At 58.8% G+C, this 13,246-nt stretch carries 11 protein-coding genes; all 11 read right to left on the bottom strand.

Annotated features, from left to right (window positions below):
• Window positions 1-30 precede the first annotated feature (30 nt).
• Window positions 31-996 carry a phosphotransferase gene (locus tag ACQZ5Y_RS16385; RefSeq protein WP_236763174.1) on the bottom strand — a complete coding sequence of 322 codons (966 nt, stop codon included), beginning with the start codon at window positions 994-996 and terminating at the stop codon, window positions 31-33.
• The gene (locus ACQZ5Y_RS16380) at window positions 993-2,282 is read right to left on the bottom strand and encodes a Zn-dependent hydrolase (protein WP_174051500.1); all 1,290 of its coding nucleotides are present in this window, start codon (window positions 2,280-2,282) and stop codon (window positions 993-995) included. The genes ACQZ5Y_RS16385 and ACQZ5Y_RS16380 overlap by 4 nt, the downstream gene beginning before the upstream one ends.
• A complete protein-coding gene (locus ACQZ5Y_RS16375; protein ID WP_003516955.1) occupies window positions 2,275-3,036 on the bottom strand; it encodes a DeoR/GlpR family DNA-binding transcription regulator in 762 nt (253 codons plus the stop codon). Before ACQZ5Y_RS16375 ends, ACQZ5Y_RS16380 begins: the two co-directional genes overlap by 8 nt.
• A 58-nt stretch (window positions 3,037-3,094) precedes the next feature.
• Window positions 3,095-4,930, bottom strand: a complete 1,836-nt coding sequence (locus ACQZ5Y_RS16370) for a dipeptide ABC transporter ATP-binding protein (protein WP_174051502.1) — start codon at window positions 4,928-4,930, stop codon at window positions 3,095-3,097.
• Complete coding sequence (locus tag ACQZ5Y_RS16365) at window positions 4,930-5,847, bottom strand: ABC transporter permease (RefSeq protein WP_003516951.1); 918 nt, start codon at window positions 5,845-5,847, stop codon at window positions 4,930-4,932. The genes ACQZ5Y_RS16370 and ACQZ5Y_RS16365 overlap by 1 nt, the downstream gene beginning before the upstream one ends.
• Window positions 5,847-6,827: an ABC transporter permease gene (locus tag ACQZ5Y_RS16360; RefSeq protein ID WP_013637573.1), complete on the bottom strand. Its 981-nt coding sequence runs from the start codon at window positions 6,825-6,827 to the stop codon at window positions 5,847-5,849. Before ACQZ5Y_RS16360 ends, ACQZ5Y_RS16365 begins: the two co-directional genes overlap by 1 nt.
• A gap of 71 nt (window positions 6,828-6,898) precedes the next feature.
• Complete coding sequence (locus ACQZ5Y_RS16355) at window positions 6,899-8,482, bottom strand: ABC transporter substrate-binding protein (protein ID WP_174051504.1); 1,584 nt, start codon at window positions 8,480-8,482, stop codon at window positions 6,899-6,901.
• A gap of 917 nt (window positions 8,483-9,399) precedes the next feature.
• Window positions 9,400-10,449 (bottom strand): ABC transporter ATP-binding protein, encoded by a 1,050-nt coding sequence (locus ACQZ5Y_RS16350; protein WP_141194255.1) that lies wholly within the window; start codon window positions 10,447-10,449, stop codon window positions 9,400-9,402.
• The gene (locus ACQZ5Y_RS16345; RefSeq protein WP_111802808.1) at window positions 10,449-11,495 is read right to left on the bottom strand and encodes an NAD(P)-dependent alcohol dehydrogenase; all 1,047 of its coding nucleotides are present in this window, start codon (window positions 11,493-11,495) and stop codon (window positions 10,449-10,451) included. The genes ACQZ5Y_RS16350 and ACQZ5Y_RS16345 overlap by 1 nt, the downstream gene beginning before the upstream one ends.
• A 7-nt stretch (window positions 11,496-11,502) precedes the next feature.
• A complete protein-coding gene (locus ACQZ5Y_RS16340; RefSeq protein ID WP_003516943.1) occupies window positions 11,503-12,321 on the bottom strand; it encodes a carbohydrate ABC transporter permease in 819 nt (272 codons plus the stop codon).
• Window positions 12,318-13,181 carry a carbohydrate ABC transporter permease gene (locus ACQZ5Y_RS16335; protein ID WP_003516941.1) on the bottom strand — a complete coding sequence of 288 codons (864 nt, stop codon included), beginning with the start codon at window positions 13,179-13,181 and terminating at the stop codon, window positions 12,318-12,320. Before ACQZ5Y_RS16335 ends, ACQZ5Y_RS16340 begins: the two co-directional genes overlap by 4 nt.
• Window positions 13,182-13,246 lie beyond the last annotated feature (65 nt).

Genomic DNA, 13,246 nt, shown 5'->3' with positions numbered 1-13,246 from the left:
TGTTTCTAGCCCGTTATCGTTCTCGTATGCCTAGAGCGCTCTCAGCCTGGCCTCGAAATCCGGCTGGCCGAGCAGCATCCGGCAACGCAGGAACCGCCAGCCGGCATATTTCAGGAATTCGACACCCCGCGGCGGCGAACGAAGCTCCAGTACGAGGCTGCGCAACGCCCAGTAGAGGTCGTCTGCCGCCGCATAGACACGGCAGCGGTTGAAGTTTCTTTCGCTGAAACCTCCATCGTGCATTTCCAGCAACGGCCTCATCTGGCTTTCGAACTGGTAGAGTTCGTTCATCTGAACGCCGAGCTGGTAGTAGGGGTCGACGTCGGCAGCCATGTCGAAGTCCACGAGCTGCATTTTCCCGTCTGGGCCCAGCATGACATTCGAAGCCTGCGGATCACCATGGGCCGGTTTCAGGTCCACGCCGGCCGCTGAAACTGCCTCGCGGATCGGCGTCATCCAGGAGAGCATCCATTCGACATCACCGGGCAGGCTGGTGTCACCGGCACTCACGATCGCCCAGAGCTGATCGATGCCGTCGAAGACTGACCATGTTCGGCCGGTGGAAACACCCCCTGCGATCGTCGTCTGCATCTCGATCAGGCGGGCAACAGTTTGCGGCTGCATCAGATCGTCGATCCTTGCCGCTCGCCAGCCTTCGCCAAGTCGGGCAAACAACATGCTGGCCGTCCCAGCATCGTAACCAATCGGCTCAGGAGAAAGACCAAGGCTGTGAAAACGGTGTGCCGCAGCATGTGCGGTCTCGACATCCACGAGATCGGTTACCTCATCGGCACCGAGACGCAGGAAATAACGTGCCTCCCCGTCTGTCGGCGCGACCACGAAACCGCAGGATTCGACGGCATGATAGGACGGCGATGCGACAGCTGCCGTCGCCTGCGCATAGGAAGGGGTGTCGCCAATCACTGCGGAAAAGACTGAAAGCGCCTTCTCCGCGCGGGCTTCCATCGGTGATTGAGGAGAGCCCGATCTCTTCATTCGGCAGCCTCGCTGAGTTCGACAACTTTCAAACCTTCGCAGGCGATCTTGTAAAGCATGTCCGCCACTATCTGTGTGCCAAGGGCCTGATCTTCAGGCGAGGTATACTCGGTCGGGTGGTGGATGACGCCGTCACGGCTCTGAACTGCCAGCACCACCGCCGGGCAGACATCGGAGACGGCAACGGCATCATGGCCGCCGATCGTATCGAGGTGACGGGCGCTCTGGCCGAGATGCGCCGCAGCACTTTGCGCAAGCGTCACCAGGCCCGGCGCGAACCTTCCCGCCTTGCGGCGGTCGATGGAGCGGACCTCCGAGGTGACGCCGGCTTTCATCGCCGCTTCCTCGATCTTGATCTTCATCTTGCGTTCCGCCTCCGTCAGGACGTCTGGCGATCCCGAGCGCAGCTCGATGAACAGCACGGCTTCGGCCGGCACGACATTGGGTGAATTGGGGAAGACTTCCAGGCGGCCAACCGACGTATGCAGGTCCAGCCCGTGTTCGGTCGATATCTGCTTGAGATCGGCGATCAGATAGGCAGCAGCAAGCAGCGCATCCTTGCGATCTGCCATCGGGGTCGCGCCGGTATGTGCCTGGCGTCCATGGAAGGCGAGGCGATATTTTGTCGCGCCCCAGAACCGCGTGAAGATACCGAACCGCTCCCCGGCGCGGCTGAGCGTCGTGTCACCTTCTATATGCAGCTCGATCAATGCGTCGGGAATTTCCACCTTTTCCTTGCCAGCATAACCGATCTCGTCCAGCGACTGGCGCACCGTAATGCCATCACCGTCGGCCCGTTCGAGCGCCCATTCCAGGTCAATGGCGCCGGTAAACACGCTGCTGCCGAGCAGGCTCGGCTGGAAACGGGCGCCTTCCTCATTGGTCCAGTTGACGATCTGGAAGTTGCAGGCGGACAACCTGCCTTCCGCCTTGAGACGTTCGCTGACGGACAAAACCGCCTCGCAGGCGGCGATGACACCAAGCGCTCCGTCGAACCGGCCGCCGTTCGGCTGGCTGTCGATATGGGAGCCGACCATGACGACGGGCGCATTTGCGCCCGCCAAGGTCATCTTGCCGAACTGGTTGCCGATCGGGTCCACGGCCTGCTCGAAGCCGTTTTCGGCAAACCAGTGCCCCAACCAGTCGCGCGCCATTCCGTCTTCCCTGGAAAGCGTCAGGCGGGTCATCGAGCCATCGGGGCCGCCGCCAAAAGTGGAGAGGGTCTCCATCAGCATCTGGAGCCGCTCGGCATTGATCGGGACAGGGGAGGAGGAGACGTCAGGCATGTATGATTTCCACTTTGGATTGATTGAATTGATCTGAAAATTCCCGCGCGATGACGCCGCTGGTCACCACCGCGTCGATTTCGCTGAGGCCGAATGTGTGGATGGAGCCGAGACGACCAAACTTGGAACTGTCGGCAACAATGATCGAACGTTTAGCCTGGGCCTTGGCGACGCGGCGCAGGATCGCCTCGTCCTCGCCGAAATCCATGAACCCGCGTTCGGCGTGAATGGCGCTGATGGCGATGATCGCGAGATCGAAGAAATGCTCCTTCAGCGCGGCCACGGTCTCATGGCCGTATGTCGCCTGATAATCTGGGCGCATGCGACCGCCAAGAACGCGCACACTTGCCTGCGGCAGATTGAAGAAGTGGGCTGCGACCGCCAGCGAATTGCTGACAACGGTCAAGTCCCTGCGCGTCTCGATATGTTTCAGGCAGGCAATCGTTGTGGTGCCGGTATCGATGAACACCTTCATGCCGTCCTCGACCAGCGACGCTGCGGCCTCGCCGATCTTGGCTTTCTCGCGTGAGCTGACACGCAGTCGGTCGGTAAACGGCTGATCGCTTTCCTGCTGGTCAAGGACCGCGCCGCCATAGACGCGGCGGGCATAACCGCGCATCTCAAGTTCCTTGAGGTCGCGCCGGATCGACTCCTGGCTGACCTGCAGATAATCTGCAAGCTCCCTCACATTGACGCGCTGGGTTTGCTTCAGCATGTCGAGGATAAGCTTGAGGCGATGTTCGGTGAAACTCATGAATGCACCCTGGATTCTAGTGATCGTTGCGGCCCCGTCTGTGGCGCCGCAACCATGGTCAGGCTAAAGCCATTTGACGGGTTGCGTCATCGAGAGCCAATGGCTGGATGAGATGACAGGCGGCGAAATCCTGGCTGCCACGCGCGGTAAGCGCGGGCTGCAGGCTGCCACATCTCTCCATCGCACGCGGACAGCGCGACTTGAAGCTGCAACCTGGAGGAATATCGATCGGGCTTGGCGGTTCACCTTCCAGAAGGCAGTCTTCCGCTTTGTAGCGGCGTTCTTCAAGTGTCGGCATCGCGCTGAGCAACGCCATTGTGTACGGATGTCCGGGATCGAAGAACAACCGCTCGTTATCAGCCAGTTCGAAGACCTCGCCGAGATACATTACCGCCACCCGGTTGCAGACCTTGCGGACCATCGCAAGGTCGTGGGAGATGAAGATGTAAGTGAGGTCGTATTCCTTCTGCAGCTTCTGGAAAAGATCGAGAAGCTTGAACTGTTCTGTCTGGTCCAGGGCAGAAAGCGTTTCGTCCATGATCAGTATTTCAGGCTCCAGAACCAGCGCACGGGCAACATTGATGCGCTGGCGCTGGCCGGCACTCAGGCCGATCGGCAATTCCTCGTAGAGATCGGCGGAGAGGCCGACTTCGCCCATGACCTTGAGAACCCGCTCACGAATTTTGGCACTGTCCTTCCATCCGTGCGTGCGAAGCGGGCCCTCCAGCATCTTCCCGACCGATGTGCGTGGCGGCAGGGAGCCGAACGGATCCTGCAGTACCATTTGCAGCTTCTTGCGGAAGGTCAGAAGGTCTTTGCCACCGAGCATGGCGATATCGTCGGCACCGCACAGAACCTGGCCGGAGCTCGGCAGTTCCAGCCTGCTCAGAAGCCGCATCAGCGTCGACTTGCCACAACCGGATTCACCGACGATCGCGAAACTGTCGCCGCGCCGGACATCGAAGGTGACGTTGCGAACCGCACGCACATGGTTGAAGCCACCGAAGCCGGTCTTCTTCTTTACCCTGTAGACCTGTGAGGCATCGCGCAGGCTCAAGACAACGTTGCGTTTGTCGTTGAGACGCGGCATCTCGGTCTTTTCGATCCAGATCTTCGGCGTCTGTTCGACAAGCTCCTTCGTATAGGCATATGCAGGGGCGGCGATCAGCCTTTCGGTTTCCTGTTCCTCGACGATGCGACCTTTCTCCATCACCAAAATCCGGTTGCAGGCTTCGCGGGCAACGGGAAGTGAGGAGGAGACGAACAGCACAGCGGTATTGAAACCGTCGGTCAGTTCCTTCATCAGACGGATGACCTGGGCTGCGACGGTAACGTCGAGCGGCTGGGTGACGTTATCTGCAATCAGCAGCGCCGGGTTCGTTACCAACGCATCAACGATCAGTGCGCGCTGCATCATGCCGCCGGAAAACTGCGAAGGGTAGTCGCTGAAACGGCTGCGGGCCGAGGGAATGCGGACGGCCTCCAGAAGCTCGATCGTGCGCTTTTCCGCCTCTTTCCGCGAGGTTCCTGGAACGACCGCACGCAGCTTCTCGACGATCTGGACGCCGACCGGCAGTGTCGGATCGAGTGCACCCATCGGATTGGCGCCGACATAGGCGACCCGGCGGCGCAGGGTACGCATCTCGTTCTCGGAGATGCCGTAGATATCCTTGCCTTCGAAGAGGACGCTGCCGGAACGCACGGAAAGCGGCGGTTCCAGCCAGTTGACGACTGCCTTGGACAGCACCGTCTTGCCGGCTCCGCTGGCCCCGACCACACCGACGATCTCTCGCGGCGCGAGGCTGAAGGAGATATTGTCCAGAATAATCTTCGCCTTGTCCGAGCGACCGGCATTAACGGTGAGGTTTTGCAGCTCAAGAAGCGGCTTGATCATCACTCGGACCCTCCGTGAATGGTGTTGCGGGCCCGTTCCAGCGAAGCGCCTATGAGATTGATGCTGGTTAAAGTGAGGCCTAGGAAAATGCCGGGCATGGTTGCGATCCACCAGGCGTTCAGAAGATACTTTCGGCCATCGGCAATGATATTGCCGAAGGTCGGGGTCGGCGGCTGGACACCCAGGCCGAGGAAGCCGAGTGTCGATTCAAAGATCATCATGCGCGCCACATCAAGCACCGAGGTGAAGATCACCGGCGGCAGGAGCAGCGGCAGAAGCAGGCTGACGATAATGCGGAAATCGGTCGAGCCCCCAAGTTTGGCAGCGCGCACATATTCCCGCTGCCTTTCCGTCATCACAATGCTGCGCATGATGCGCGCATAGACCGGCCAGCTTGAGAGACCAAGCACCAGGACGATGGCCGGAATTGTCGGGCGCGACACGCCAAGAACGGCGATCGCCAGAATGATCATCGGGATAGACAGCTGCGCATCGGTCAGACGCATGATCAGCATGTCGATACGACCGCCGAAGTAACCGGCGATCGTGCCGAGGGCACAGCCGATGATGAGTGTCACTGCAACCGATGCAATCCCGATCAGGAAGGAGTAACGCAGGCCGACAAGCGACCTCACCAGCATGTCGCGGCCAATCTGATCGGTGCCAAGCGGGTGGCCCCAGCTCCAGTTGTCGCCGAAGAAAAGTGGCGGCAGAAGGCGGGCCTTCACATCCATCTTGGTCGGGTCGACGCCACTGATTTCCGGATAAAGTGCGGCGGCAATCGCAAGCAGCAGGAAGATCGCAAGGCCAATGCGAAAACCGGGCGTCGATGCGGCGCGATCGAATATGCGGCGCGCAATCGAGCGGCTTGCCATTTTCGAAATGATCGGGGTGTCGAGTGCGGATGTGATGGACATCAGTATTCAAGCCTCGGATCGATGGTTGTTGCGACGAGATCGACGACAATGTTGATCAGTACAAAAATGGCGCTCGTGACGATCGCGATACCCTGGATCAACGGAAAGTCGCGCTGCAGCACGGCATTGATGGTCAGAAGGCCGAGTCCGGGATAATCGAAGATATATTCGACGATGATGACCCCGCCGAGCAGGCTGGAGAATTGCACACCGAGCAGGTTGAGAAGCGGCACCGAGGCGTTGCGCAGGGCATGGTTGGAGATGATCCGCGAACGGCTCAGGCCACGTACGCGTCCGACTGCCACATAGGGCTCCATCATCTGGCTGGATACGGAACTGACCAGCGTGCGGATCAGCACCGGAGACAATTCGACCGCCAGCACGATTGCCGGCAGGATTGTGTAGGCAAAGCCCTGATAGCCAATGGCAGGAAGCCATCCGAGCTTCACCGAGAAAAGCAATGCCAGAACGATGCCAAGCCAGAAATTTGGCAGCGAGATGAATATCGATGAGATGTAGAAGGCAAGCTTGTCTGGCCATCTGCCGATCGCAAGCCCGCCGGCAATGCCGATGATTGCCGAGAAGATCAGTGCAATCACCAGCGTCACGGCCGCCAGTTGAAGCGTCATTGGAAGTGCATCGAAAATCAGGTCGAAGACCTTTGCTCGTTCGCCGCGAGTTGAGTCGTTGAATGTCGCGCCACCGGTCGAGGCGCCGTTTGCCGGGCGCACGAAGGACTGGCCAAGATCGCCACGAACCACACCGCCCATGTAGCGACCGAATTGCACCAGTATGGGATCGCGAAGGCCCATGTCGGTTGCGATCTTTTCGATCAGTGCTTCGGGCGCCATGCCGCCCGCCATAAGGCGTACCGGGTCACCCGGCACCACCCGCAAGAGGGTAAAGATCAGCAAGGACACAAGGAATATGATGATGGCGCCCTGCATGAGGCGTCGCATCAGGAAGTTCACGGCAAACATTCAGTCACTCCGCTCGAGAAGTCACGGGCAAGTCCACACGCCGCCTGATCGCGGCGTGTGGCTGATCACGGTCAGGCAGCAGGTTTGGCGGCATCGATCGACCCGTCGGGATAGATGTACATGCCCTCAAAGTCCTTCTGCATTGCGTGGATCATCACGGATGTGAACAGCGAGAGTGCCGGCATCTTGGCGGTGATGAGAGGCATGGTCTCTTCCTGAAGGATCTTCTTGCGCTCTTCCAGCGTTGGTGCCGAACGTTCCTTGTCGAGGCTGGTATCGATCTCCTTGTCCTCGATGCCGCAGATGCGGTGCGAAGTGGAATGGAAATGGGTGCGCAGGACCAGATCCGGTTCCGGAGACGCTGTCGACCAGCCGCAATCGACCATATGGCCCGGGCCGCCACCGGGGCGATGGTACAGTTGCTCGTTCCAGGCCGCAGGTTCAAGCACGGTCAGGCTGACGTTAAATCCCTGCTCCTGCAGCATGGCGGTCAGCATCTCGCCATATTCCTTGGTCTTCGGATAGAAGCCGACGGACGTGATGTATTCAAGTGGCGGCAGGCCCTTGCCGTTTGGGAAACCGGCTTCGGCGAGCAGAGCCTGGGCCTTCTCGGGGTCGAATTTCGGGTAGTTCGCCAGATCGACATAGCCGAATTTGACCGGCGAGACGAAGTTCGACGAGGCATGGCCGGCCGAGCCCATCAGTTCCATGATCATGTCGCGATCGATCGAATGGCAGGCGGCAAGACGGATACGCGGATCGTCGAAAGGCGGTTTCGAGCAGCGGAACCAAAGATACTTGTTCTCGACGGAAACGACCTTGTTGATGAAAATCGCCGGATTGTCCTTGATCGTGTCAACCTGTTCAGGCTCCAGACGTTCAACGATCGAAGCCTGGCCGTTCATCAGCGACAACATACGGGTGGTGGAATCGCCGGTGAAGGTGAAGTTGATGCCAGGGATGGCCGGCTTGCCCTTGAAGTAGCCGTCATAGGCCTGCATCACGGTGTCGTTGCCGCGCTGTTCGACGAATTTAAAAGGACCGGTGCCGTTGAGCCGCTGGGAGAGCGGGCCGCCGGGGCCGCCGGCGACATCCTTGGCCGACATGATCGGCAGGAACGACGCAAGAAAGATGAAGAGATGGGCCGGATAGCCGCCCTTGGATGTGTCGACGATGACGGTGTAATCGTCCGGTGTTTCGATCGTCAGTGTCTCGGTCGGGCCGGGATACCACTGGGCCGGACGATCTGCCCTGGAGCCGTATTCGAAGGTTGCTTTGACGTCTTCTGCCTTGAACGGCTTGCCGTCATGGAAGACGATACCTTCGCGCAGCTTGATCTGTAGCCGGTGCGGGTCAAGCAGCTTGATGTCGGTGGCCAGTTCGTAGACGACCGCGCCGGGATCATCGAGTTTCATCGGCGTGCGGGTAAGAAAGCCCATGACGAAACCTTCGATATTCTTCTGAGAAAGTGTCGTATGAGCGGTCGGGTCCCAGTTGCCGGTGATGTTTTCGGCCGACAGGAACGTCATGGTCTTGCCGGCCTGAGCGAAGGCCGGCGAGATGAAGAAGTCAGGATTGATCTGCATGTAGCCAGCGACGGCGGCTGCGCCCGCGGATCCTTGCAGGAAGCGACGACGACTGAATTCTGAACCCATCGAGTTCCCCTTTTCTATTTTGAATAAACCGTCAAATCAGTCAAAACGGTCAAATCAGTCACAAGCAAACAGCGTGCCAATCTCGATTTCCTGCAAGAACCGGGCCTTTGGTTCGATGCAATTTGTGGGATTTGACCATTTATTGGACGAATGAGAAAGATTTAAGCGGCCAGCCGGATCGCTAAAATTACGGGGTCATTTCTGCCGTTGAATCGGGGGATGCTGATCCGTTGTCAGGATGTGTCCGAAACGGACAGCGACGATGATTTCAAGCGCCGCCGGATTGAAACTCCCACGAGAGTTCAACTGAATATTTCGTTTGCTCTTTTGATGGCGTGAATACATCAACAGCGGGCAGTACATCCGCCGATCCATTTCGTGCATGCCCGCCCGCATTTTTGCTGCGGTCTCATCTCTCTGCCGCCTCAGTTGATCACTTGATCCTTCATAGTGATTAATGCTGTACGATGGGTGATCGCGGTTATAGTGACGTCGCCGGCACGGGCTGTCGGTTCCGTCGTTTCACGCTGGGCTGGCCTCAGTAAGGAAAATAAGAGCAGGACCAGAATAAGGTTCTTGCCATGGCAATTGGCCGTCTTTCACCGCCCGAGAAATTTAGGTCATGCTTGCCGACCTCACTGGTAAGGCCGCTCGGTATGACAACCGTTCGGTCATAAATCGCAGCCTGCATATTGCGTGTTTACGGCTGATATCAGCCGCTATACTGCTCTTTCAATATCCCAATGAATTGCTCGTCCGCGAATGCTTGGCGCTGCCCGTCTCTTCAGGGTAACCGACCCTACCAGGATTAAAGGACGTTTTGCGGCCCCGGTCACAGGCCATCCGCAAAAGGCCAGGCGGATTGTAGGCGTCCAGTTGCCCTGCGCGACGTGATTGAAGGTCCCACCTGAGTGGGTTTAAATCAACCTCAGTCCCGTGCCGGGATCAAACACGTGTAGGTCGGACGATGCCACTTCAACACCAAGCACCTCGCCGATGGCGGGTCTTATGTCCGCAGGAACAGAAATATTGATCTCGTGGCGGTCGTTTTTCAGGCAGATCAGACGTGTCTCACCGTGGAACTCGTTCCGCTCTACGGTGCCGCGAAAGGCTTGAGCATCCTGGTTTATGCGAAATGATCCGGGCCGAATTCCAACGGTAACCTCACCGGAACGGAGGCCTGCCGGAGCTGTAAACCTGACAAGATTGTCGCCGAGCCACTCCTGCGTCATCTGCAACCGAAGGAAATTCATGTTCGGTGTGCCGATGAAGCCGGCAGCAAACACTGTCCGAGGCGCCTGATAAATTTCTTCGGGCGTGCCCATCTGCTCAATACGGCCGTCCTTCATCAGGACAATACGGTCGGCAAGCGTCATGGCTTCGAGCTGGTCGTGAGTGACATATATGCTTGTCGTTTTCAGGTCGCGGTGGAGGCGCGCGATCTCGACCCGCAGGCTGCCGCGCAGCTTGGCATCAAGGTTGGAAAGCGGTTCGTCAAACAGGAAGACCTCCGGGGTCTTGATCATGGCGCGGGCGATGGCCACACGCTGCTGCTGTCCGCCGGACAGTTCCGTCGGCTTGCGCGCAAGATAGACGCCAAGACCGAGCGCGTCGACCACAGGCGCCAGGCGCTGATCGATCGCGGCTTTTCCTATTCCGGCCCTCTCGAGACCGAAAGTGATATTGTCCCGCACGCTCATATGGGGGTAAAGCGCGTAGTTCTGGAACACCATCGCGATGCCCCGGTCACCCGGATCGCGATCGTTCATCCGCTCGCCACCGATGAGCAGATCCCCGCCTGAAATCTCTTCAAGCCCGGCAATCATCCGCAGCATGGTGGATTTTCCGCAGCCTGACGGGCCGAGAAAGACGACGAATTCGTGGTTGTCGATCTTCAGGTCAAAATCCCGCATGACCTCAAGCGAACCATAGACTTTCCTGATCCCCCGGCACTCAACAGTGGCCATCACTTCGTCTCCCCGTCCACGACGATCTGCAGCTTTACGTCCTGCGGCCGGCCTTCGGCCGCCCTTTCGAAGGCCTTGATCGATTGATCAAAGGCATAGGTGCCGGAAACCAATGGCTTCAGGTCGACCTTGCCTGCGGCGATCAGCGCCAGGGCACGGTCAAACACGTTGGCGTAGCGGAAAACCGTTTCAATACGGCATTCGCGGAAGCAGGCCGCCGCAAGGTCTACCGCGACGGGTTCGGGCGGCAGACCGACGATAACGACTGTTCCGCCCGGGCGCACGACCTTGAAGAGATCACGGACCGCGGCCGGTGCGCCGGAGCATTCAAAGACGATATCGGCTCCCCAGCCTTCTGTCGCCTCGTTGACGGTCTCAATGAGATCGACCTCCTTGAGGTTGATACCAGTGATGCCGCCATAACTTTCGGCCAGTTTAAGCTTTGTTGCGGAAATGTCCGAGATCAGCACTCGCGAGCAGCCGCCGGCAAGGGCGGCCAGTGCCACCATGATGCCGATGGTGCCGCAGCCGGTAACAACCGCCGTATCGCCGGGCGTGATCTTCGCCCGCGCGGCCGCCTGCATGCCCACGGCAAATGGTTCAACCATCGCGCCTTCCGCGAAGGAGACATTGTCAGGCAGCTTGTAGGTGAAACTTGCCGGATGGACTGTCTCCGGGCACAAGACGCCGTGCACCGGCGGCGTTGCCCAGAATGTCACGGCAGGATCAACATTGTAGAGGCCGAGCCGCGACGCACGCGATTTCGGATCGGGGATGCCCGGTTCCATGCAGACGCGGTCGCCGGGCTTCAGATGGGTGACGTTGGCGCCGGTCTCGGTGACGGTTCCTGCTGCCTCGTGGCCGAGAACCATGGGCGCGTTCACGACGAAGTCACCGATGCGACCATGGGTGTAATAGTGCACGTCGCTGCCGCAGACGCCAACAGTATGGATACGAATGCGAACGTCATCCGGCCCCAACTCTTGAGGAATTTCGATATCGCGCAGGGAAAGTTCGCCGACATGTTCGAGGACAAGTGCTTTCATGGGTCAGTCAACCTTGGTCAGTTTTCTTGGAAAATGCGGCGTTGAGGCCACCGGCAAGCACTCCGAGCAGGATCAGAGGTGGCAGCGACAACAGGACGACGGCGGCGTTCAGAATACCCCATGGCACATTCATGCCGAGCTGCGACATCTCGGACGCGATGATCGGCAGGGTCTTTGCCTTCGAGGTCGTGAGCATCATGGCAAGCAGGAACTCGTTCCAGACAAGGACGAAGGAGAAGGCAATGGCGCCGAAGACCTGGAAACGGGCAATCGGCAGGGCGATGCGGAAGAAGGTCGCATAAGGGCCAAGCCCATCCACCCGGGCAGCTTCTTCAACGTGAAGGCTGACACGCTCGAAAGCCGGCACGGAAAGCCAGATAGTGATCGAGGCTGTCACAATGAGATAGGTCACGATCAACGACAGCCGGGTGTCATAGAGATCAAGACCGAGCCAGATGACCAGCATGGGAATAGCGATCGCGACGGGCGGCAGAAAGCGCAGTGACAGAACGAAGAACTGCGCCTCCGCCGTGATCCTGTTCTTGAACCGGGCAATCACATAGGCCGCCGGTACACCGAGCACGGCGCCAAGCACGACCGCACTCGAGCAGATGATCAACGAATTGGTAAGTGCGCGCGCCACCGAGCGGCGATTGAGCACATAACTCATATTGTCGAAGACAGGCTGGAAGATAAGCTTTGGTGTTGACACCAGCAGATCGGCATTGGTCTTGAAGGCGTTTAGCAGGGTCCATAGGAGTGGCAGCACGACAAGTGCAGCGGCAAGAACCAACAAAAGCCTGAGCAGAAAGGTGGATATCTTCATCGGTTCAGCCTCTTCCAGGTAAAGGTAAAGGTGACGATGGTCAGGACCATCATGATGACGGCCATGGAGGACGCATAGGAGATCTTGCCGGCTTCTATGAAGCCTTGGGAATAGGCATACATGTCAAGCGTCTCGGTTGAGATGCCGGGACCGCCGCGCGTCATGACGTAAACGAGGTCGAAGGAGCGAAGACTCTCGATCGCCTTGACCAGCAGCAGACTGATCAAGGGTGCTTTCAGCATCGGCAGGGTCACGAAACGATGGATTTCGAAGCGGGTCGCCCGATCTATGCGTGCGGCTTCCAGCGGCTGAGGCGGCAGGGATTCGAGAAGCTTCAAGATGATCACTGAAAAGAACAAGCCCCATTGCCAGACATCGACGAAAGCAACAGCAAGCAGGGCGCCGAGCGGCGTCGACAGAATGTCGGGCGTGATGCCGGTGAGCTCCCTGACCGGCCAGGTCAGCGCGCCGTAGAGCGGATGAAAGGCGAACTTCCACACAAAAGCGGCGCACACGCGTGGCAGGAGAACGGGAATGATGAAGAGCACGCAGAGGACGTTGCGCATACGGGGGCTCGCTGCCTCGAACATGGCAATCCCGAGCGCAACCCCCGTCACCATGGTCAACGAGACGCTGATGACCTCCCACTTGAAAGATACCCAGAGCGCGTTCAGGAAACGGGCATCCGAAAACAGCGCCAGATAATTGGCTAACCAGACATAGTCTGCATCGGGTGCCGAAAGGGTCCGGTTCTGCAGGGATATATTGATAGCGTAGATCGTCGGCACGAGCGCCAGAATGATCAGGATACCCAAACTGGGCCCAAGAAAGACGTAAGGCAGCGAGCGGCCTCGGCGCATGGCAGATCCTCGGATTGGGAAAAGGGGGCGCGTCATCAGACGCGCCCGTCAGACGGCTTGGGAGG

This window comes from Agrobacterium sp. A3-95 (genome assembly GCF_053521785.1).
The sequence above is the reverse complement of the archived record's forward strand: the minus strand, read 5'-3'. Positions and strand labels throughout refer to the sequence as shown.